Source organism: Providencia hangzhouensis (assembly GCF_029193595.2).
GTDB classification, from domain to species: Bacteria; Pseudomonadota; Gammaproteobacteria; order Enterobacterales; family Enterobacteriaceae; genus Providencia; species Providencia hangzhouensis.
The window spans coordinates 888,843-911,325 of sequence record NZ_CP135052.1; the positions used below are offsets into that span (position 1 = coordinate 888,843).

At 38.3% G+C, this 22,483-nt stretch carries 25 protein-coding genes; 8 read left to right on the forward strand and 17 right to left on the reverse strand.

The window, feature by feature from the left end:
- Positions 1-29: 29 nt before the first annotated feature.
- From epd to fbaA, 3 genes are all read left to right on the forward strand, one after another.
- The gene (epd, locus tag PZ638_RS03815) at positions 30-1,049 is read left to right on the forward strand and encodes an erythrose-4-phosphate dehydrogenase (protein ID WP_004905387.1); all 1,020 of its coding nucleotides are present in this window, start codon (positions 30-32) and stop codon (positions 1,047-1,049) included.
- A gap of 92 nt (positions 1,050-1,141) precedes the next feature.
- Complete coding sequence (pgk, locus tag PZ638_RS03820; RefSeq protein ID WP_004905385.1) at positions 1,142-2,305, forward strand: phosphoglycerate kinase; 1,164 nt, start codon at positions 1,142-1,144, stop codon at positions 2,303-2,305.
- A gap of 59 nt (positions 2,306-2,364) precedes the next feature.
- Positions 2,365-3,441, forward strand: a complete 1,077-nt coding sequence (gene fbaA, locus PZ638_RS03825; RefSeq protein WP_094962157.1) for a class II fructose-bisphosphate aldolase — start codon at positions 2,365-2,367, stop codon at positions 3,439-3,441.
- Between the two features lie 65 nt (positions 3,442-3,506).
- Here fbaA and PZ638_RS03830 read toward each other — a convergent pair whose 3' ends face one another.
- Entirely contained in the window at positions 3,507-4,388 is an 882-nt protein-coding gene (locus PZ638_RS03830) for a LysR family transcriptional regulator (RefSeq protein ID WP_206277868.1), read from the reverse strand.
- A 317-nt stretch (positions 4,389-4,705) separates the two neighbouring features.
- Between PZ638_RS03830 and PZ638_RS03835 the strand changes: the two genes are divergently transcribed.
- Both PZ638_RS03835 and PZ638_RS03840 read left to right on the forward strand, forming a co-directional pair.
- Complete coding sequence (locus PZ638_RS03835; RefSeq protein ID WP_257468751.1) at positions 4,706-5,890, forward strand: sodium/glutamate symporter; 1,185 nt, start codon at positions 4,706-4,708, stop codon at positions 5,888-5,890.
- Positions 5,891-5,944: 54 nt separating this feature from the next.
- Positions 5,945-6,910: an agmatinase gene (locus tag PZ638_RS03840; RefSeq protein WP_094962160.1), complete on the forward strand. Its 966-nt coding sequence runs from the start codon at positions 5,945-5,947 to the stop codon at positions 6,908-6,910.
- Positions 6,911-6,967: 57 nt separating this feature from the next.
- Here the strand turns inward: PZ638_RS03840 and PZ638_RS03845 are convergent, their stop codons facing one another.
- Together PZ638_RS03845 and PZ638_RS03850 are read right to left on the reverse strand one after the other, a co-directional pair.
- Positions 6,968-7,318 (reverse strand): nuclear transport factor 2 family protein, encoded by a 351-nt coding sequence (locus PZ638_RS03845; protein ID WP_165879170.1) that lies wholly within the window; start codon positions 7,316-7,318, stop codon positions 6,968-6,970.
- A complete protein-coding gene (locus PZ638_RS03850; RefSeq protein WP_164455009.1) occupies positions 7,318-8,175 on the reverse strand; it encodes a LysR substrate-binding domain-containing protein in 858 nt (285 codons plus the stop codon). The genes PZ638_RS03845 and PZ638_RS03850 overlap by 1 nt, the downstream gene beginning before the upstream one ends.
- Before the next feature lie 84 nt (positions 8,176-8,259).
- On the opposite strand from PZ638_RS03850, the gene PZ638_RS03855 reads away from it, so the two are divergent.
- Genes PZ638_RS03855 through PZ638_RS03865 form a run of 3 tightly spaced genes read left to right on the forward strand, consistent with a single transcriptional unit; the run spans position 8,260 to position 10,591 of the window.
- Positions 8,260-8,946: an ankyrin repeat domain-containing protein gene (locus PZ638_RS03855; RefSeq protein ID WP_004905375.1), complete on the forward strand. Its 687-nt coding sequence runs from the start codon at positions 8,260-8,262 to the stop codon at positions 8,944-8,946.
- Positions 8,946-9,413, forward strand: coding sequence for a nucleoside deaminase (locus tag PZ638_RS03860; RefSeq protein ID WP_094962163.1), 468 nt, complete (start codon positions 8,946-8,948; stop codon positions 9,411-9,413). The genes PZ638_RS03855 and PZ638_RS03860 overlap by 1 nt, the downstream gene beginning before the upstream one ends.
- Entirely contained in the window at positions 9,410-10,591 is a 1,182-nt protein-coding gene (locus PZ638_RS03865; RefSeq protein WP_094962164.1) for a cyanate transporter, read from the forward strand. The genes PZ638_RS03860 and PZ638_RS03865 overlap by 4 nt, the downstream gene beginning before the upstream one ends.
- A 289-nt stretch (positions 10,592-10,880) precedes the next feature.
- Here PZ638_RS03865 and PZ638_RS03870 read toward each other — a convergent pair whose 3' ends face one another.
- The 14 genes from PZ638_RS03870 to PZ638_RS03935 form a co-directional block, all read right to left on the reverse strand.
- Positions 10,881-11,273, reverse strand: coding sequence for a hypothetical protein (locus PZ638_RS03870; protein ID WP_094962165.1), 393 nt, complete (start codon positions 11,271-11,273; stop codon positions 10,881-10,883).
- Positions 11,270-11,812, reverse strand: coding sequence for a LemA family protein (locus tag PZ638_RS03875; RefSeq protein ID WP_164455011.1), 543 nt, complete (start codon positions 11,810-11,812; stop codon positions 11,270-11,272). Before PZ638_RS03875 ends, PZ638_RS03870 begins: the two co-directional genes overlap by 4 nt.
- Position 11,813: 1 nt before the next feature.
- Complete coding sequence (locus tag PZ638_RS03880; protein ID WP_172412265.1) at positions 11,814-12,854, reverse strand: hypothetical protein; 1,041 nt, start codon at positions 12,852-12,854, stop codon at positions 11,814-11,816.
- 29 nt (positions 12,855-12,883) lie between these two features.
- Positions 12,884-13,441 (reverse strand): LemA family protein, encoded by a 558-nt coding sequence (locus PZ638_RS03885; protein WP_094962168.1) that lies wholly within the window; start codon positions 13,439-13,441, stop codon positions 12,884-12,886.
- A gap of 151 nt (positions 13,442-13,592) precedes the next feature.
- Positions 13,593-13,856 carry a helix-turn-helix domain-containing protein gene (locus PZ638_RS03890; protein WP_004905357.1) on the reverse strand — a complete coding sequence of 88 codons (264 nt, stop codon included), beginning with the start codon at positions 13,854-13,856 and terminating at the stop codon, positions 13,593-13,595.
- Positions 13,857-13,905: 49 nt separating this feature from the next.
- The gene (locus PZ638_RS03895; protein WP_226617044.1) at positions 13,906-15,366 is read right to left on the reverse strand and encodes an O-antigen ligase family protein; all 1,461 of its coding nucleotides are present in this window, start codon (positions 15,364-15,366) and stop codon (positions 13,906-13,908) included.
- Positions 15,367-15,384: 18 nt separating this feature from the next.
- The gene (locus tag PZ638_RS03900; protein ID WP_094962169.1) at positions 15,385-16,437 is read right to left on the reverse strand and encodes an adhesin; all 1,053 of its coding nucleotides are present in this window, start codon (positions 16,435-16,437) and stop codon (positions 15,385-15,387) included.
- A 15-nt stretch (positions 16,438-16,452) separates the two neighbouring features.
- Complete coding sequence (locus PZ638_RS03905; RefSeq protein WP_004905345.1) at positions 16,453-16,962, reverse strand: fimbrial protein; 510 nt, start codon at positions 16,960-16,962, stop codon at positions 16,453-16,455.
- A gap of 11 nt (positions 16,963-16,973) precedes the next feature.
- A complete protein-coding gene (locus PZ638_RS03910) occupies positions 16,974-17,501 on the reverse strand; it encodes a fimbrial protein (RefSeq protein WP_096864809.1) in 528 nt (175 codons plus the stop codon).
- Positions 17,494-17,844 (reverse strand): hypothetical protein, encoded by a 351-nt coding sequence (locus PZ638_RS03915; RefSeq protein WP_004905343.1) that lies wholly within the window; start codon positions 17,842-17,844, stop codon positions 17,494-17,496. The genes PZ638_RS03910 and PZ638_RS03915 overlap by 8 nt, the downstream gene beginning before the upstream one ends.
- Before the next feature lie 28 nt (positions 17,845-17,872).
- On the reverse strand, positions 17,873-18,601 hold the full coding sequence (locus PZ638_RS03920; protein ID WP_144141138.1) for a fimbria/pilus periplasmic chaperone: 729 nt from the start codon (positions 18,599-18,601) through the stop codon (positions 17,873-17,875).
- A 13-nt stretch (positions 18,602-18,614) separates the two neighbouring features.
- A complete protein-coding gene (locus PZ638_RS03925) occupies positions 18,615-21,104 on the reverse strand; it encodes a fimbria/pilus outer membrane usher protein (RefSeq protein ID WP_004905341.1) in 2,490 nt (829 codons plus the stop codon).
- Positions 21,105-21,138: 34 nt separating this feature from the next.
- Positions 21,139-21,708, reverse strand: coding sequence for a fimbrial protein (locus tag PZ638_RS03930; protein WP_144141142.1), 570 nt, complete (start codon positions 21,706-21,708; stop codon positions 21,139-21,141).
- A gap of 42 nt (positions 21,709-21,750) precedes the next feature.
- The gene (locus PZ638_RS03935; protein WP_004905332.1) at positions 21,751-22,302 is read right to left on the reverse strand and encodes a fimbrial protein; all 552 of its coding nucleotides are present in this window, start codon (positions 22,300-22,302) and stop codon (positions 21,751-21,753) included.
- Positions 22,303-22,483 lie beyond the last annotated feature (181 nt).

Sequence of the window (22,483 nt, forward strand, 5' to 3'; positions counted from 1 at the left end):
TGTGATTTTGCTCAGATACAAGGTGTAGAATGGCAATCAGGGTAGCAATAAACGGCTTTGGCCGCATTGGTCGAAGTGTTCTAAGAGCGTTGTATGAATCTGGCCGTCGGGCAGAGATTATCGTGGTGGCGGTTAACGAACTTGCTGAACCTGAAGGTATTGCGCATTTGCTGAAGTATGATTCCAGCCATGGGCGTTTTGCTTGGGATGTACGGCTTAACGGAACACTTTTACAAGTTGGTGATGATAATATTCGTTTATTTCATCAACGTGAGCTGCATGAGTTGCCTTGGAAAGAGTTGGGTATTGATGTCGTTTTAGATTGCAGTGGGGCTTATGGCTCACGGGATGATGGGTTACTGCATTTAGCAGCAGGGGCGAAAAAAGTGTTATTTTCTCACCCGGGTACTGACGACCTTGATGCCACTATCGTTTATGGTGTTAACCATGAAAGCCTAACCGCTCAAGACAAGATTGTTTCCAATGCTTCTTGTACCACCAATTGTATTATTCCAATTATTAAATTACTTGATGAGGCATTTTCGATTGAATCGGGAACCGTGACGACGATTCACGCGTCAATGAATGACCAGCCCGTTATCGATGCCTATCATAAAGATTTACGCAGAACTCGCGCAGCGAGTCAGTCTATCATTCCTGTTGATACCAAGTTAGCCGCAGGAATTACACGAATTTTTCCGAAATTTAAAGACCACTTTGAAGCCATTTCTGTTCGTGTACCGACGACGAATGTGACAGCGATTGATTTGAGTGTTACCGTACATGACGATGTTTGTGTTGAAAAAGTTAACCAACTACTGCGAAGCGCTGCACAAGGGCATTTTCGTGGTATAGTGGACTACACAGAATTACCGCTAGTCTCGATGGATTTCAATCATGATCCACACAGTGCTATTATTGATGGTACACAAACGCGAGTTAGTGGTAAGCATTTAATTAAAACCCTGGTTTGGTGTGATAACGAATGGGGGTTTGCTAACCGGATGCTAGATACAACATTAGCAATGGCAGCGACAGGTTTAAACTAATTGGCGACTGACAGACAGCAGGGCATGATAACTTTATTGTTTTGCACAGTCGCTGATGGAAACTTTATAGAGAATCAACGAGAGGATTCACCATGTCTGTAATTAAGATGACCGATTTAGACTTAGCGGGTAAACGCGTATTCATCCGTTCTGACTTAAACGTTCCTGTAAAAGATGGCAAAGTTACTTCTGATGCGCGTATTCGTGCTTCATTACCAACAATTGAAGCTGCTCTGAAACAAGGCGCTAAAGTCATGGTCACTTCTCACCTTGGTCGCCCGACCGAAGGCGAGTACAACGAAGAGTTTTCACTGCAACCTGTTGTTGACTATCTGGCCGATAAAATGGATTACCCAGTCCGTTTAGTTAAAGACTACCTTAACGGTGTTGACATCGAAGCTGGCGAGTTAGTTGTGCTGGAAAACGTTCGCTTTAATAAAGGCGAGAAAAAAGACGACGAAACGCTGTCAAAACAATATGCGGCATTGTGTGATGTTTATGTGATGGATGCGTTTGGTACGGCTCACCGTGCACAAGCGTCAACACATGGTGTTGCTAAATTCTCTCCAGTGGCTTGTGCTGGCCCACTACTGAGTGGTGAGTTAGAAGCATTAGGTAAAGCATTAGATAACCCAGCTCGCCCAATGGTTGCGATTGTTGGTGGTTCTAAAGTGTCAACTAAACTGACTGTATTAGATTCTCTATCTAAAATTGCAGACCAGTTAATTGTTGGTGGCGGTATTGCGAATACCTTTATCGCAGCGGAAGGCAACAATGTTGGTCGCTCATTATATGAAGCAGACTTAATCCCTGAAGCGAAAAAATTACTGGCAAACTGCCAAATTCCAGTACCGACTGATGTTCGCGTTGCAACTGAGTTCTCCGAAACTGCACCTGCAACTCTGAAAGCAAGTACTGAAATTAAAGACGACGAACAAATTCTGGATTTAGGTGACGAATCTGCACAGCGTTTGGCTGAGATCCTGAAAAATGCCAAAACCATTCTTTGGAATGGCCCAGTAGGCGTGTTTGAGTTCCCTAACTTCCGTAAAGGTACTGAGATCGTTGCAAAAGCGATTGCTGATAGCGACGCATTCTCTATCGCTGGTGGTGGTGACACCCTAGCGGCTATCGATTTATTCGACATTGCTGACAAAATTTCATATATCTCTACTGGTGGCGGTGCTTTCCTTGAGTTCGTTGAAGGCAAAAAGCTCCCTGCCGTTGTGATGCTAGAAGAACGTGCTAAAGCGTAATTAATTGTTCATACACAACAGGCAGCGTAGGCTGCCTGTTTACCACAGGACCTTTTCACATGTCTAAAATTTTTGATTTTGTTAAACCGGGTGTTCTTACTGGTGATGATGTACAGAAAGTTTTCGCAGTTGCTAAAGAAAATAACTTTGCATTGCCAGCGGTGAACTGTGTTGGTACGGATTCAATTAACGCCGTACTTGAAGCGGCCGCTAAAGTTCGTGCTCCAGTTATTGTTCAGTTTTCTAATGGCGGTGCTGCATTTATCGCAGGTAAAGGCCTGAAAGCTGAAGGCCAACAAGCTGCAATTTTAGGTGCGATCTCTGGTGCTTATCATGTACACCAAATGGCTGAGCACTATGGTGTTCCTGTTATTCTGCATACTGACCACTGTGCGAAGAAATTACTGCCATGGATCGATGGCCTGTTAGATGCAGGTGAAAAACACTACGCAAAAACCGGTAAACCACTGTTCTCTTCTCACATGATTGACCTGTCAGAAGAAACACTGGAAGAAAATATCGAAATCTGTGCTAAATATTTAGCGCGTATGGCTAAAATCGATATGACTCTGGAAATCGAACTAGGCTGTACTGGTGGTGAAGAAGACGGTGTTGATAACACAGGTATGGACAGTTCTGAGCTGTATACTCAACCAGAAGATGTTGCATATGCATACGAAAAACTGAATGCAGTAAGCCCGCGTTTCACTATCGCGGCTTCTTTCGGTAACGTTCACGGTGTTTATAAACCAGGTAACGTTCAGTTAACGCCAAAAATCCTGCGTAATTCACAAGACTACGTTTCAGAAAAATATAACCTGCCACACAACAGCTTAGACTTCGTATTCCACGGTGGTTCTGGCTCAAGTGCTGCTGAAATCAAAGAAGCAGTTAGCTACGGTGTTATCAAAATGAACATCGATACTGATACTCAGTGGGCAACTTGGGATGGTATTTTACAGTACTACAAAAAGAACGAAGGCTATCTGCAAGGTCAGTTAGGTAACCCAGAAGGTGCGGATAAACCTAACAAAAAATACTATGACCCACGTGTGTGGCTGCGTAAAGCACAAGATTCAATGGTTGTTCGTTTAGAACAAGCATTCAAAGAACTGAACTGTGTTGATGTACTGTAATTAACGCGCATTAAGTTTTTTGTGATTAATCCCCTAGTAAGGTAACTTGCTGGGGGATTTTTTGATCATGTAGATACTGGTGCTTTACTTAATTGTGAAAGTAGTTTTAAAAACAGCGCTTCACTTTGTGTTAGCGGTTTACTCGCCTCGGTGATTGCACATATGTGGTTATGAAAGACAGGGGAGTCGCTCATTTCTATGAGTGAATGGCGGAAATTAATATGTGAGGCATAGTTTTCCGGTAAAATACCCACATAGTGGCCTGAAGCGATAAAGGTAGCTACAGCCTCAAGGCCAGCGGCTTCAGGGCCTCGGCTAAATTCACCCGATGCTAAAATACTTTCAGTGAATGGGTGTGGCCGATAAACTAATGCTAGATTATGTTTGTTGTTGGCGGTATTGGCAGAAACATAAAGTTTATGGTTTTCTATAAATAAGAATTGATAATTATAACGGTTATTTTCGTGATATTGCCCGCGAATACCGATTTGAATTGTTCTGTCACTAAGCGCTTTATTTAATTGATTATGGTTGAGGATGCTTAGCTCTAATTTAACATTAGGCGCCTCTTGGGTAAATTGAGCAATAGTGGCTGATAGATGACAGAGTGGATCCGTTAATATATGTTCAATAACACCAATAACTAATGTTCCAGATAAAATCCCATGGCGTTCATCGACTTCAGTTTTGATATTATCTAATGCTTTCAAAGCAGTATTGGCTTTTTCGATAACAAATAAACCTGACTCAGTTAGCTTAAAACCAGAAGGGCCTCTTTCACACAATTGGACACCGAGTTTTTCTTCAATTTCACGGATATGGCGGCTTATTGATGCTTTTGACATATTTAGTTTTTTTTCTGCAATGGTAAAGCCACCAGCTTCTGCAACGGAAGTAAAAACACGTAATGATTTTAAGTCTTTTTCAGTTAATTTTTTATTATGCATATTTATACCTATTACGTGAAATCAATCACTAAATGCTAATCTATCTTATTTTTTATTGGGATACAAATAGCATAATTAATACTATTTTATTTTAATTATTAAAATTGTTTTTATTTATATAAAAGGTTTCATTTTATGAAACCATAGGATCAAAAATATCACTTTTATTCCTAGCGGATACGTATATCTTAAAGTTGTAGTTGTTAATAGATTATTACCAAAGTGGCGCCACAAAATAATAATTAATCCAAATATATATAAATACAAAAGGATTCTAATTTATGGTCACAGATGAATTGTTAACAATAAAATTAGATATGATTACATTTACAGCATTAGGGGCCTTATTATTAATTGCTAGTAATGTAATCATAAAGAAATTTCCATTTTTTATGAAATATTCAATTCCTAGTCCGGTGATCGGCGGGTTTATGTTTTCTATTGTAATGTGGTTAGCTTATCAATTTAATATTGTTGAGCTTAATTTTGATAACACATTATATGACTTATCGATGTATATATTTTTCGTCACAATAGGTTTAATGACAGGTGTTAAATTATTAGTGAGTGGTGGAAAAATATTGCTAATTTATATGGTGATTTGCTGGGGGCTGGCATTTATGCAAAATGGCGTCAGCATTGGTTTATCATATGTTTTAGATATTGAACCACTAGTTGCTATGATGGCAGGCCAAGCCTCGATGCAAGGTGGTCATGGTATGGCGGCATCTTTAGCACCGCTGATTGAGTCCTTTGGTCACGACCAAGCCCTGAATGTTGGGTTAGCGGCTTCGACTTTTGGTTTGATTGCAGGGTCAATTCTAGGAGGGCCTGTTGGGAACTGGTTGATCCAAAGAAATAAATTAAAAATTGAAACTGACCATGTTGATTTGGACAATTTAGCGGAAAGTAACGATACCGAAGATAAAATTACGGCTCAACAATGTATTATTACAGGAGCAGTTATTTTAAGTATACTCGCTATCGGAATGCCGACAGCAAAATGGATAAGTACAGTAACAGGGTTTACTATTCCTGGACATATTTTTAGTTTGTTTGTTGGTGTTATATTTCATTCAATCAATGAAAGAAAACCAATAATTAAAATATCTCGCAATACAGTAGTATTAATTTCTACTTTATCACTAGAAATGTTTTTAGTGATGGCTATGATGAAGTTAAAACTTTGGGAATTATATGAGTTAGCGTTACCTCTAACTATCATATTAATATCACAAGTTATTACAACAATATTAGTTGCCATATTTGTTGTTTATCGCGCATTAGGTAAAAACTATGATGCTGCTGTTATGTCCGCTGGTTTTATTGGACATGGTTTAGGTGCAACACCAAATGGCTTAGTGGTTATGGACGCTATTTGTAATAAATATGGTTTATTCTCACGAAAGGCATTCATTATTATACCAATCGCCGGAACAGTATTAACGGATATTGTTGGTGTCCCTCTATTTGTATTCCTAGCTAACACATTTGGTGGCTAAGAAATAAAAAAACAACAAAAGAAAGAAAACTAAATCTAAGAAGGAATAGTTTGTATGAAAAAATTAACGACACCCCCACATGTTGGCCATAAAACATTTTTATATTCAGAATTAGTGACTGAATTGACCAACATTGAAGCGGATATTGCCATACTAGGGATGCCATTTAGTTCAGCTTATAGTGCTCATGCATTTACCAACGACCAATCTCGTGCTCCACAATATTTACGTGATATGAGTGACCGAATTGTTAGGCATCCAGATCATTATGATTTTGATATTGATGGGCCACTACTCCAAGGCCGTAAAGATATTAAATTTGTTGACTGTGGTGATGTTATTCCTGATTTATCAAAGCCTTTGGGGGAGCACCATCAGCGTGCAGCTGAGGCAATTCGACAGTTATTAAGAGCTAAAGCACTTCCCATTGTTTTAGGGGGCGATCATGGGATCACAACGCCTATTTTGCAGGGATTTGATGAAGTAGGGCCAATTACACTTGTGCATATTGATGCACATTTAGATTGGCGTGAAGAGGTTAATGGGGTGGATACCGGCCTTTCAAGCCCGATCCGCCGCGCTTCTGAAATGAAGCATATAGGTGAAATTTTCCAAATTGGTTTACGTGCACAAGGTAGCGGACGCCCTGCGGATTACCAAGCGGCTAAAGACCATGGTGCGCATGTTATTCCGGCCTATGAACTGCATGAGGTTGGCATGCAAGCCATTTTAGACCGCATTCCAGATAATTCGAACTACTATATTAGTATTGATGCCGATGGTATTGACCCGAGTATCATGCCTGGAGTTGATGGCCCGGCTCCTGGTGGGGTGACTTATTTGCAAGCTCGTAGCCTAATTCACGGTTTAGTGAAAAAAGGTCGCGTTGTTGGTATGGATATCGTTGAAATTACACCCGCAAAAGATATTCCCTCTAAGCTAACTGGGGTGACTGCTGGGCGTTTTGTTGTGAATTTAATTGGAGCATCCATTCGCGCAGGCTATTTTAATAAGAAATAACGCAGCCAATTAATGTTGTGCTAACAATAAAGTGGGAGATACATTTCCACTTTATTGTTAATTTGCAGGTGTCCCTTGATGAAACCTTAATTGCCATTGGTTTGCTGAATTTTTTAGCCAAATAGATGAGCGGTTAGTTAGCTTGGTTTTATCCCCATCTTGCTGTTCAAAACTGATATAAGTCATCAACACCGTATTATCACTCAATTGCGAACAGTGGAAATTTTCGGCGTAAATCGTTTTAGCTGTTTCATTAGCCAATGACGCTAAGGTATCGAGTTTATCGGTTGAAAAGCCAGAACGACCAAATTCAAAAAAATCCTCATGTAATATCTCGCGAAGAAAATCGCTATTCTGTCGGTTAGTACTGTTATGTAATTTTTTTTCTAATTCAATCAGTTTATTCATCACTCGCGTGCCCCCAATTGTTGTGCCAGTTTCTCAGCGAGTTGAGTCACCGTATCCGAAGTATTTGCTTGGAAATGCATCGCAATTTCCATTTCTTGAGCAGCAGGGAAACCTTCTTCTTCTGTTAAAATTCGATGTTGAGGAAGTTTTGCTCGTAAAGGTAATAAACTAACACCTAACCCATCTGCGATAGCACTTTGAATACCTGCAAGGCTAGAACAAGTATAAGTTATGTGCCAAGGGCGCTGTTCACTATCTAATAATTTGAACATATCATTACGGTAGAGACCGTTTTCAGGAAAAACCACCAAAGGTACTGAATCATTACTTAAACGTTTATATTGGTTGCTTGTTAGCCAGCACAAAGGCTCCGGCCAATGGTAATCACTTTTAAATTCCCCTTTTTTCTGTTTCACAATAATTAAATCTAATTCGCCATGTTGGTAGCGCTGATGAAGTTGTCGGCTTAGGCCACTCGTGACTTCTAACCGCACATTGGGGTTAGCTTGCATAAATGCGGCCAGTGTCGGCGTGACTTGGCCAGAAGCGAGGTCTTCAGGAAAACCGAGCCGAATAGTTTGAATGACGGCATTGCCAGTGATTTTCATAAAGAAGGTATCATTGAGCGCCAATATATTTTTTGCATAACTCAACAAAACTTCACCAGTTTCGGTTAAGGTTAGTATGCGGTGCCCTCGGACAAATAAAGGCTGACCGACTAAAGCTTCTAGCCGTTGAATTTGCTGGCTCAATGTTGATTGTGTTGAATTTAAATGCTGTGAAGCCACGGTGAAATTCCCTGTTTCAGCAACAGTGACAAAGGTTTTTAACAAAACAAGATTGAGCAATGGATTCATTTTATAAATACCAATCATTTAGTTATTTAATTTTTAAATAGCATACTTTTTCAGTAGATTAAAGGGTCATAGTGGAGATTAATCATGAAAACATTCTTTTTACGTGCAAAATGGTTGGTTCACTTAGCTAGCATTCTTATGATTTCATTGATATTTATGGGGAAAGGTATGGCAAACCCACAAGCTAACTCTTTGGTATCATTGGCTGAGCAAGGTAACTTACAAGGTGTTAAGTCCTTAGTTGAGCAAGGCGTGGATATTGAACAGCGCGATTCGCGCCAACGTACTGCGTTGATGGCGGCAACCCATGAAAACCATCTTGAAGTTGCCCGTTTTTTGATTGAGCAAGGTGCGGACGTGAATGCACGGGATAATATGCAAGATTCCCCTTATTTGTACGCAGGAGCGCGTGGTTTGCAAGAGATACTAATATTGACTCTACAACATGGCGCTGATTTAAAAAGTACCAATCGCTACGGGGGAACTGCTTTGATCCCTGCGGCAGAACGTGGACATGTTGCAACGGTTAAAACCTTGATTGATGCGGGTGTTGATGTCAATCATGTTAATCGATTGGGTTGGACGGCACTAATTGAAGCGATTATTTTGGGTGATGGTAGCGATAAGTATGCACAAATTGTCACTGAATTAATCAAAGGTGGCGCAGATGTTAACTTAGCTGATGGTTCGGGGATATCACCGCTGACGTTGGCAAAAAGTAAAGGTTACCGTAACTTGATTGAAATTCTTGAGAATTCAGGAGCGAAATAATGTCGGATACGCAATTTTTACAACAAGCTATCAACTTAGCAATGGAAAACGTGCGAGCTGGCGGGCGGCCTTTTGGCGCAATTGTTGTCTGTGATGGGCAAGTCGTTGCGAGTGGCGTTAATCAAATGCTTGAGCTCAATGACCCAACCGCCCATGCGGAGCTGATGGCATTGCGTCAAGCAGGGCAAAAATTAAGCCGCGTGAAATTAGATGACTGTGTGGTTTATGCAAGTGGGCAGCCTTGCCCGATGTGCTTGGCCGCGATGCGAATGGCGGGTATCTCTCGGGTCGTCTACGCCTATTCAAATGATGATGCCGCACCTTTTGGGCTTTCTACGGATGCGATTGCAAAAGCGCTGAGGGTCATTCCTGAGCAGCAATCAGGTTTACGGTTTGAGCAACTAAAACCCAATGATGAAACGCGCAGTACACTGTACCAACAGTGGTGGGAACGGCAATCTAAATGAGTAAAGCGGCACCATCTTCGCTGGCGTTAGTACTGACCATTGTTTTAGTCGGGGTGAACTTACGCCCCTTTATGACGGGCCCAGGGCCTGTTATCGACAATATCATTCAAACGACAGGGATGAGTTATCAAAGCATTTCGCTTTTAACATTGTTACCCATGTTATTGATGGGGGTTGGCGCATTGGTTGTACCAATGCTAAACCAACGAATAGGTGAACGTGCGGGTATCAGTAGCGCAATGCTATTACTGCTGGTCGGTTCACTCGCTCGTTACTTTGTGGTTGATGGTGCAGCTTTATTATTAACCGCTTTTTTATGTGGAGTGGGTGCGGCTTATATCCAGTCGGTATTTCCAGGGCTCATCAAAGCGAATTTCCCCCAAAAAATGGCGATGATGACAGGGTTATATTCAGCCACGTTAATGGCGGGGGGAGCTATCGGCGCACAGCTCACCCCGTTGGTTGAGAAAATAACAGGCCATTGGCAGAGTGCCTTAGCGTGGCTTGCTTTCCCTGCTTTGTTGGCGCTGTTGGCGATTTGGGCGAATGTACACACGGAGCGGGGCTCAAAAGCAGATCGGGTCTCAGTATTGACATTCTTACGCAAGCCGAGAGCATGGTTGTTGATGGCAGGCTTTGGGCTGATTAATGCAGGATATGGCACTGTAGTGACTTGGCTAGCGCCTTTTTTCCAAGAACAGGGAATGAGTGCTGCACAAAGTGGCACTTTTGTTGCCATATTAACGGTGTTTCAGGCGTTATCTGCACTCATGATCCCCGTGTTTGCTTCGCATAATATTGATCGTCGTTTTTGGCTGATTGTCACGCTCAGTTGCCAAGCTCTTGGTTTTTCTGGGTTGATGCTGTTTGCCAGCGATGTGCCACTTTTATGGGTCGCGTTATTAGGTATGGGGCTAGGCGGCTGCTTTGCATTAAGTATTATTACTGCTTTAGATCATTTGCCTCATCCCGTTAGCGCAGGCGCATTGACTTCGTTGATGCAGGCTGGAGGATTTATTATTGCAGCCTTTGGGCCATTATGCGCCGCGTGGATACAGCAATTGAGCCAGAGTTTTACATGGGTATGGGCAATGCATGTGATTTTTGTATTAGTAACATTGATTCTTTATTTGCGTTTGAACCCTAAAAGCTACAGTCAAATCTTCAATTTAAAATAATTAATTTCCTCTTTATTTATTGCGAATGATAATTATTGTTATCTTGGTGTTTTTTTGTCACTATACTGTTTATTTATTCGTCTAGGTAAGAGCCCTATGCAGCAGCGTATCGAAGATAAATTCACACAAGCGCATTCAGCCCGTGAAGAACACTCTGTTGGTGAGTTTATTCTGGCGGTTTTATATTGGGGGCGTTAATTGCCTTTATAGCGTTGCTAATGACATTCTCACATTACCGTTATGTGCAAAGATTAGAAGCAGAGCAAGTTTAATATAAATAGAGCCGGTGCTATTTTTTACGTTTCTTATTTTGTTTTTTGACTTCTTTATTCGCTTTCTTTTCAATGGAATTGAAGTAGATATCTAAATAATGTCGGTTGCTTAAAAATGAAATTAAGCAACTGGCAACAATCACCACCCAAACAAGTTGCAACTTAATTGAGTTTTCAATACTGAAAAGTAGTAATAGTGGGATCATGATCATCATGCTTATGAAAATGGAGCACAATAACGCGCCAGCAATATAGAGTGAGTACTTTTTTAACCCGAATATATTGAGGATGGTAAGCACGACAAAAGTTAACAGTAGCGTACCAAATGTCGCAAACATAATGATTAGCCCAGCCTCTTGCTCAATAAGCCAATCCGTGAAACCAAACCAAGAAAAAGGGATACTTATCATTGTAAGCGCTCCTGTTTACTAAATAGTAGGGGGATATCTTTAAAACGAAATAACCTGGCAAAAATAATATTGGGGAAAACATGAATATCAGTATTGTAGAGTGTGACGGTTTGGTTGAAAAACTCACGTCGGTCTGCAATTTGGTCTTCAACATGTTTTACTTGGGTTTGCAATTCCAGTAACACCCCTTTACTTATCAGCGTTGGATAGTTTTCAGCGATAGCAATCAGCGGTTTTATTTTTGCTGGAAATTGGTTTGCAGTATCGACTTTGGTTTCAATAGCGGTACTGGATAAATAGCGCTGACGGCTGGCAATTAACTCGCTAAACAGCTGTTTTTCATGTGCCATCGCTTTATCTGCAACTTGAGTTAATACAGGAACTAATTCAACCTGCTTCTTTAATAGCACATCTATATTCGCAAATGCTTTATGGCAATTGTTTTTTAAAAATACAATATTATTATAAATATTAATTATATAGCGTATAAAAATATAGCTAATAACAGCGATAATAATGAAAAAAATAAGCTTTTCCATGTTAGTTATCACCGAATAATGAGATCTGGTCGAAATGCATATTTAGCAGCCCGTTTTGATAATCCATTGGCGTAACTAGAATCACACCAATCAGAAAAAGTGCAATCATGGCGGTAATAGCTAAATTTCGACGTAATGGACCTGTTTTGTTCCAACGAACGACATAGTCTGAGGGCGAGACGCCTAATAGCATATGAGGTGCCTTACGTATAATAATCGATTCGCCTTTTTCATTGGCATCTGCTGTACCAATTAATAAATAACTGCGGTTTGCTTCAAGTAAATATTCTTTGTAACGGCGATTACCGCTTTCAATATCCATATGCGGTTCTAAGCCAGGGTAAACAAAATAGTCTGGATCGCACTCTACTTTTACCGAACCAGTATCATCCGTAAGAGTGAAACTATGCATGTTGTATTTACTATTTTGTAAGGTATAGCTTTTTTTACCGTCTTTATCTTTTGATATGGAATATTCAAAATAAAATGAGCCGTAACAGGTTTTATTACCTAGTTGGCTTTTAATGGCTGTGCCCGCCGTGATTTTTCCTTCAATTTCCACAAGCCCCATTGCCATTGAGCGTATTTTAGAGGTGGCTAAGTTTTTCTGAAATTTTAAGAAGCGCTTGGTTGGTGTATTTTCAATCGCTTTAAATACAAAGGCTAAGACAAATGCGATAAAAAATACGCGCATGTCGATGAAGAACCCTGCAAATAGGCAAGTGGCGATCAGAATACCTATAAGGGTTTTAAGAAACGCACTAAACTTTGATGAGCCTTCATTTTGTAAACGTTGATAACGTTGATAACCAGCTTTACTAGCCTTGACAACATTACGGGTAATAAAAAAGGTGATGACGAGAATAACGACGTAATAAATAATACTGCCATAGTCGCCGATAGAAGGGGAGAGCGAGCACCACATACCACAAGCAACACTGATAAAAGGAATAATCCCCCAGTTTACTTTTTTATTTATCGAAAATTTGTTATCAATAAATAAAATTAAAGCACCAATAGCTGCTCCGAGTAAAAAATACATATTCACGCATTAATACCTTTAGGCTGACATTATTTAAACTGGACGCCCTGATATTTTTTTTCATCTTCAGAAATATCAAGTAATGGCAGTGCTGAGAAACGAAATGCATTGGCAATTAGGCTGTCAGGGAACATTTGTATTGCAGTATTATACTCTGTTGTTGCATCGTTAAAGCCTTCACGTCGTTGGGCTAATTTATTTTCAACATCACTTAAGGCGATTTGTAATTGGGTAAATTGCTCACCAGAAATAAGAGTAGGGTAATTTTCTGCAATGGCAATAAGGTTACCCAGTGCACGGTTCATTTCATTCGATGCCGCGATTTTATCGTTCATGTTTTTGGCATTAAAGTAGTTCTGACGCGCATCACTTAGTGAAGTAAAAAGGCTTTCCTCATGTTCCATAGCCTTTTCTGTAATGGTAACGAGTTGTGGGATCTGATCGGCTCTTTGCTTTAAAATAACATCAATATTGGCAAATTGATTGCTGACTTGATTACGGGTGTTGATCAGGCGGTTATAGATAGAGATCCCCCAACCTATAGCCAATAAGAGTAAAACAAATACAACGATAAGTGTGATGGTCATATTGATGCCTTTTAACCCGTGATAAGTAATTTGGGTTAAAAGTATAAGAGCCTTACCGCTTATGCAATCAGAAAAGAATGAAAGTAAGGTGAGAATAAAGAAAATCTGATCTTTTTGAGTGACAAGATCAGATTTTACTTTTGAATAGTGCTTAAAGATTTGTATTTACAAGAGAAAGGTTCTTATAGCTATTTTGTTCAAGAAAATAATCTAGGTCACACTGCAATACATTAGCAAATATACAGAGCCGATGAATCGTAAAATTCTGCGTACCGCGTTCATAACGGGAGATTTGCTGTTGGCTTAATCCCGACTTTTTCCCTAAAGTGTGTGCTGTCCATCCCATCTGTAAACGGCGTTTACGAACTTGTAGTCCTATATAGGCATTTGAAATTTCAGTTTGATATATTCTCATAATATTATCCTGATTAATATCACACTACTTAAGTGTAAATAAGGTTTAGTTATGTGTTCTTATATTGATACGTTGTTTTTTCGAAAGTAATTGAATCTGATAGTCTAATTGCTATGTTTTCATTTCGATAATTACCCTGAGTATAAAAAGATTTCTCTCCATTAAACAGAAATAACCCAATAATAAATACGCCTAATCCAATAATAAATACAATAAAGCTGAATAGATAAGATAGTTGCTTGTTAATATAAAATAGGGATTGTTCCTCTAATGCAAAAGCGGCATCTGAGAATGATAAAAATAATATGACGATCCCCCAGTGTAATACAGAAAGCAAAAAAGGGTATTCAACATGATTATGTATAATAATAGGGATTATTGATAGAATGATTGCCAATGGATAACCATTTCCATTAATTTTATATTTTATAAAAGATTGAAATACGACATAGATACCTCCGGTTAATAGTAAAGATAAAAATATCAAATTAATGAGTCCTCCAGTCATCAGCCAGAGTAGTATTTCATTGTGTGGGTGAGGAACAATATACATTTTAGGACTAAAAAAAGGAATTGCTGTTCTTTCATAACTATTTTCAAATAAAAATGATTGCTCCCATGCATCATACGGTTTTTCTAAGAATAAAGTAATAGAAAAACGTAGCATTTGTTTTAAATGGAATTGATTCATAACATCAGTTCCAATGTACTGTGGGCATAGTTTTATTAAATAAACTCCAATAAAGATTGCTACAGCAATAATAAAATAACTAGCACTAACACGTAGAGGGTTTTTCTTGTAAAAAAGACAAATGAAAATAAATGCACAAACAGTAAAGCTTAGCCAAGCAATAACAGATTGCAGAACGACTAAAGTTAATGTGAAAAATAAAATGCATGTTCCTAGTAATACAATCCTGATTTTTTCATGGCGTTTAGATAACAACGAAAATTGTGATAATACAAGAGTCATAAGAGATAATAAGCATGCAGTCGCCATGTTAACCGATAATATATTAACTTGCTGTGATAAGCCATTTGAACGCATGCCTGATGCAAGATAAAAAATATCAGTTTCAAATATATATTGATATGCAGTAATAAAGACTTGAGCTACATTAATAATGATATAACAGTAAATACAAAATGATTGTATTAACCATTTTTTTTTCACTTGTAACCCTGCAATATATAGTAATACGCCAACGGTAATACCAGAAAAATACCAAAAATCAACATTATTATTTTCTCCCTGATGAGATATTAACCCCATCATTAAAATAGCTAAAGAAAAACAGTAGCAAATAGCAGGTAATGTAATGATTATTTTAATTTTCCGATAGAAAACTGTAAATGCTATAATGGATATCGTCAAGGAAATAGATAACCAGCTAATAATGTTTTGTGGTAATGATTGTCTCAAGCTTCCTAGACTGTCAATATAAATAAGACTAGCAAGGTGCCAAACAATAAAGATACCAATAAATAGTGAGCGGGATATTATGATCATAGTACGCTTACCGCTATATTAAATAAATGTTGCTATTAACCAAGCATTGCCTTTGTAGTCTCCAGGTTCGGCGTCATAGCCTGAAACTTTACTTTCAATCGTAATGTTTTTTACTTTATCTATTGTTGTTTCGAGCGTTTTTCCACTTTGATTATTTTGTTCATCATAAAGTATAAGCTCAGAATAAATAGTATTATTTCCTGATTTTAAGGGAAGTCGTTTTTGTGGATCACTATCCGTGGCATAATCTAATGCTAATTTTACTTTAACTGGCTGTACTCTATCGCATGTATAAGTAACAGTACGCGTTTCTTTACTATTAAATTCATAAGCATCCAATGTTTTGTGATCAATGTTTAAATTATCAATATTAGAATGGCAATTTGACGGATAATTGATAACCGATGTAGTGAGATCTAATTTAACGGTGGCTTTATCAATAGGTACATAAATATCTGGTGTCCCATAGTCTTGGAATAATCGTGTGTAACCTGCAATCATTGCATTTGGAATAACAATTTTTCCATCAACAGGGATATCTTTGACATAAACTCTAACGGTAAAAGGAAAATGAACAGTAAAGAATGATGTTGCTAATGGCCCCATTTCTTCATTAGAGCATCCTCTCCCTGAAATATTCCGCCAGCCACTGGTTATTCCATTCTCAGAATAAAGTGTAAAAAATGTATTATTGTTTATTTTAAATGCGGTCAGCCCTCCAATAGTAAAGCCTGCTTCTGGCATATAGGCAAAAACACGGTGGTAGGCATAAGCCGGAACAAGGCCTGCTGAATAATTACCTTGTAAGAAATTCACAGTACAATATACAGACCCATAAGGCTGAGATGTGTTTTCATTAATAACAATACCGGAGCTATTTGCTGGGGCTATTAAAAAATATTTATTGTTATCACTTCCAATTGCTGGTGTATCAGAAACAACAGAATTGTTAGATACTAAACTCATTTTATAGCCACCACCACTTCCTGAATAGCGAGTCGCACTATAGGAATTTAAGTTAACTAATAGCAGCAACAAAAATAATGGTGAATACTTTTTTATATTTTTCATAAAGACTTCCCAATATTACAGATAATCAACCATCACTGATAAAGCGGCACTAAATGGCCCAGCAGTGAGATTTTCAATAGCTTGATTAGTGACTAATTGTGATTGGATAACAACTTTCCCTGTATCACCACTTACGGATGGAGCAATCCTTTCCCATTTATTAAGGTTGAGCGCATTACTTTTATTTTCTTCTGAGAAACGAATACCCAATCCATTAATAGAGGTTGCAAGTACGGTTTCATTGTTTATTGTCAAAGTGCTTCCTTCTCTTGGAGATAGGTAAACTTGTAAATTTTTTCGAAGTTCACATTGTTTAATGAGAATACCAAAGGACTGTTTTTCTTCAGTTAGTCTGTCTAGCGCTACCTCACGGAAATTAATGACTAATTCTTTTTCACCATTTTCTGCTGTAAGTACACATGGTGGTCGAACCAATTTTGCAGAAAGAGAAATTAGTACATCCGCTTGAGTGCCTAAGGAAACTAATAAACTAATTAAAGGGAATGAAAAACAAATAAATTTCATTTCAATTCTCCTTATTGATAATCAAGATTAAAAGTAACAGTTGAGGAGAACCCCCCTGTTTTTAAAAGAGAACTAAAGGGCTTCTGAGCATAAACACCGAATAAAAGTGTATTAACGGACCCTTTACCTGATTCAGTTACTGTACTGACATCAATTGTTGTATTCAGTTCTAGTTCCTTACCACGACTATCAGTCAGTGCTAATAACACATTAGATTCACCAGTGGTTTTTAAATAATTAATACCATTATGTGTTTCAATATTTTGGGTATTTAACGTTATTTTGATCGTTTTATTCAAAGCCATCGCTGAACAGTCCATGATATCCAATTTAAATGGTTGCATATCTGAACGTCCTAATGTTTCGATTGAAGAAAAACGTAGCCCAGAAAGATATATTTTTTTCTGTGTATCATCATCACTTAGCCGGCAACCAAGCGGTACTAACACTCCTTCTAAGTAAACTGTTAGTGTATTGGCAAAGCTGGTATTCCATGTTAGGAATAAAAAACTAAATAATAATATTGAGCATCTAATCATAATTTATCTCCACACGTTGCATCTTATTACTAGCAGGAATAGAGAATAAAATGGTGTTATTGCGTAGTGGTTGAGTTAGCACATATTGGTTACTGCCTAATTTCAGTCTTAACGGTACCCAAGCTTGCTTTTGTATTGGTTTGCTACAATGAGAAAAATGCATTTCCACACTATAGGTTGCTGCAATTAAAGTACTTTCATTTAATTTTAATGAGATATTAGGTAGACAAGGAGCAGTAACAATACGCGCATTAACATATATCGTGCCTGTTGTCACAGGTACAGCAGACTCAGCAAAAATAGGTATAGTAAAAGCCCATAGTGCTAGGTAATTCAATTTCATTGTTCTGCTCCTATCTATTTTTTACTCATTATTCCGTCACACTGCACGTTGAAGCTTGGCATTTGAAAGCAAGTGAGGGCTTTCCACCATAATCATTGATATATGTCAGGTAAGGTGTTGAAAATTTGGATGATTTAATCAGTTGATTAGATTTTGGCGGTATCATGACTGCGTCAAAATCACTTTCTTCAGATTGTTTTTGGCTGTTCCCTATACCAATTACAGTTAAATAAAATGGTGTTGGGTTATCTAACGTATAACCCGATGATGTTGCTGTTAATGTTATGTATTTCGTCCAATCGGTTTTGCTTTGTGCAACAATGCTTTCAGGGCGATAAAATAGTTTTACACGGCTCTGTAATGCAATTTGCAACACACCCGCTTCTGATGACTTAGGCGGGATTTCACGCAGGTTGTAATAAAACAGGGATTCCCTGTCTTGCGGTAACTTTGCAATGTCGGGTGCGGTGCTTAGGCGAACTAGGCTAGTGGATTTGGGTTCCATGCGCTGAATCGGCGGAGTGGCAATAATAGGGCCTATTTCCAGTTTTTGTTCTAACGCATTTTCTAACCACGACTGGGCCAAATAAGGCAATTCCGGGTTATCATTACGGATCGTAATATTAATAGACGACTGGTTTCCATCGAAAATTATACGAGTACGATCAAGTGTAACCGCGGCATTCGCAGCTGAAATTACACTTATAGTCAGCGTGAATACGCTAGTAAGTAACAAAAAAGGGGAATTCAATTTCATCTTAGTTCTCTTATTAACGACAAATAATAGTTGGGTAAATTTCTTGAGGATTAATCACGTCAGGCACATCGGCACTACACTGGTGTTTATTTCCCCAGTAGAGATTGAGTAAGTCTTTAGGCTGGATACCAATAATCCACGTAATACCTTGTTCGCCAACAATTCCGAGTTCAATATTGTTGCTATTACGTACGCTGGCGCCAAAAGGCGGATAAGTGTCATCAGCTAGTTTTAAGCGAGCAAACGTTTTTTCACCTTGAATTACGTTGAGGCGACGATATCCGATTGCCCCACGAGTCAGAGTCGTATCAGTGACGGTCTCTAATGCTTCAACATCTTTTGGTAATTTACTGGTATTAATTGATGCGCTGGTTTTCCGATAACTACTCACGTTTGGCAATACAGCGAGTCCAAAGTGATTAGTTTGATAAACGCCACCACTCAGAGGAACGTTAGCTGCACCAGGTGTTTCTATAACGAGTCGAGTACCACCATAAGCGGCTTGGTGCATGGCAATACCTTCTTTAATTAAGGTAATTCCACCATTAATTGATCCCCCAACGCTGTGATACTCGTTCGGGACATAACTCGCATTTCCTGAAATTGAGGCATAAGGAAGATTTTGGTTTAAATAACCACTAAAGCTGGTTTGGTCATTCTGATGACTTCCTGTTTGATAACCGACATTTAAGTTATAATTGCGCTGCTCACTATATCCGCTATAACCGATATTATGTGTTGAACTGCGTTGGCCATTTTGGTTTCGGGTATAACCTTCAGAAAAGCTGACGCTGCTTCCTTGACTTAAAGGAATAGTGAAATACAAGCTGATCGCATCATCTTGATATCCCGCTCTTTTTGAACGAGAAGCAGAAGCTGTCAGGTTAATATTTTTGAGCCCAATAGCCGCCCAATTTAAAAGAGTACTTAGGTATAAGCTGTATTGTTCTTCTGTTTCACTATTCCAATACGTATTGTATTGATAGTTTCCACCCAATGAGAAATCATCAAAATATTTATTAATATTAATTTGATAGCTTTCTTTTTGAGCTTGGCTTTCATTACCTGTACGTCGTTCATCCAACGTTTGTTGCAAAGAGCGATAGGTTTCATCAGAGAAACGATACCCTGCGAATGTAATGTCAGTTCTGGCTTCATCAAATGATTTTGAATAACTAAGTCGATAACTTCGGCCAGTTAACGTTTTATCAAGTAATTGAGCATGTGACTGAGTCGCATCGAACGAAAGGCTACCGAATGAAAACAGGTCACGACCAAAGCCTGCTGAAAATGCCTGATAATTTTTTGATAAAACGGAGCCCCCATAGATAGACCAAAGGTTATTTAACCCGTAAGAGAGTTCTCCCGAAGCAGTTAAATCACCTTCGAGCTGGCGGCCATTAAAACGTGGTTTACCCGCTGCAAATTTATAGCGGATTTGCCCTGGTCTCGTTAAGTAGGGTAATGCTGCTGTGGTAATGCTAAATTGTTGTTCTTCACCATTTTCTTCTCGCACAGTCACATCTAATGTTCCACGAATAGAGCTATCTAGTGTCTGGATACGAAAGGGACCAGCAGGTACGGTTGTTTCTAAAACTATACGGTTATGGCTTTTGACAATAACAGTGGCATTAGTTTGAGCAATACCAATAATCTCTGGTGCATAACCTGTTAATTTAGGGGGCATCATATTTTCATCGGTTTCAAGAGATACCCCGGTGTACTGCCAAGAATCAAAAATAGCAGAGTAAAAGTAGTTCTCACCTAACGTTAAAATAGACGCAATGGATTTTATTGAGCGGTATGCAAATAATCGGCTAAATGTGGCATCACTATATTGGTTTTCGAAGCTTCCTGTCGATTTTCGATAGTTTGCTTGGTAATCACCGCGTAAACGCCATGCACCAAAATTAAGCCCTGTTGTTCCGTTAGCAGAAAGGTACGATTCTCGTGAACCTGAATTTTGATGCGTTAAAGAACCTGTTAGGTTGTAATCTAATAAAAATCCATTTACACCTTCCTCCCAACGTGAAGGAGGAACCCAACTTGGATCTGTATATTCTAAATAGCTTTGTGGGATTAAAATGGATAGCGTTAATGTCGATAAATCTACACTTAATGAAGCACCTTCAAGCGGAGATAAATCAAGGCATTTACCCTCATCACGATATTTAATTAATTTAATTGCGTCCGGAGTAAGCCCTAAACGATCAAGAATATTAACGGGAACACAAACGGTATCGAATAAATTATTGTTTTGGGATTGTGGCGCTATCACAGTGATATCTTGCGCACTACCCATGCCCTCATTATTGACTTTGAGATTTAAATGATAAATACCAGGCATAATAAATCCAGCCTGAGAAAATTGGCTAAAGTCAATATTTTGAGTGTCTTCTGTATCTAACATATCGGTATTGAATTCGACAGCATAGGCTAACGAAGAGATTGAAGATAAAAAAGAAGTCACAATGATGTAAGAGTAAATATTAAATTTAACCATGATTTTTTCATCAAATTAATTATGAGTTTATTTACTAGTCGTAAGTAACGTTGAATTTAATTGTGGTAAAGTAATCACCAGGTGTAATTTCGTTATTACTTGTGCCTAATTCTGTTTCATATTTTAAAAAGCTCTCTTTACTTTTGTTATCAAAATAAACGTAATTATTAGAAATAGAGTAGAGCTTATTTGGTATTAATAAATTATTGTTAACGTCGTATATATATAGAACAACTCCAGGCTTAGGGCCTGATAGTTTTATTGCATTAGTATACGTATCTTGCAGCGCAAAAAAACGAATTTTAATACCTTTATGATTACTACTGTCATATTCACTAATACAGTTATTTAATTTTATATAGAAAGGTCTTCGCATTAATTTTTCATCATCTATATTATTTATACTGTAATTAGAAATGTAATTATAGTTTATATATTGATACTGACTATCAGTTTCAATTGAACAAGGTGCCGCAACGATATAACCTTGCATTACTGTTTCGCCTCGGAGGCCATCTTGAATATGTCCAAGGTTAGAGCTAGTCGCATTAGAGTTAATAGGGTTAAATAATAAGGCAATCCATAGATAAGTATTTTTTTTCATAATGAGCCTTTTATGGGGAGAGAATTCTCTCCCCTAAAAAAATTACTCGTATGTGATTTTAAAGTCAGCGATAGAACTAAATTCACCTTCAGTAACTGGTGTTGCACCATCAACACGTTTAGCTAATGCAGTAAATTCTAAAACGTTTTCACCTTGGCGGTTACGAATTTGGCTTAGGATAGATTTAGCTTCATCAAATTTAAAATCTTTGATTTGAATACCGATATTCGAAGCGGTACCAGTAGTACCTAAGAATTCTTTATCAGTACCGACATAGTTTTTACCACCAAAGGTAATTTTAATATCTTTAACAGCAACCCACTTACCTTCAGTGTCTTTGCTAAACTCATCAAAATTACATTCTTTTAATTTGATAGCGATATCTTTTTCTGCTGCATTACCCGCTTCTAAAGATGCACGAGAAAGTTGACCAAATGGAACTTCTTGTTTTGTACTTTCTGATTCAATATTACATGGAGCATTAACAACTTGGCCGCTGAAATGTAATTCACCGCTATTACCACTAGCAAAGATAGAAGTTGAAATAGCAGAAGACGCGAATAAAACAGCAATAGAAAGTTTATTTAATTTCATATCTTACATCCTTAAAAATAAGTAAATATTTGATCCCTAGTGAGCCTTTATATAAGTACTGCCATAGGAATAAAGTTCAGTATCCATAAATGGATTTTCAAATGTCCTAATCACAGAACGCTTAACGTAATCGTTTTTAGCGTGGGTCATTTCGACGGAAGGAATCTTATCCCTATCAGGT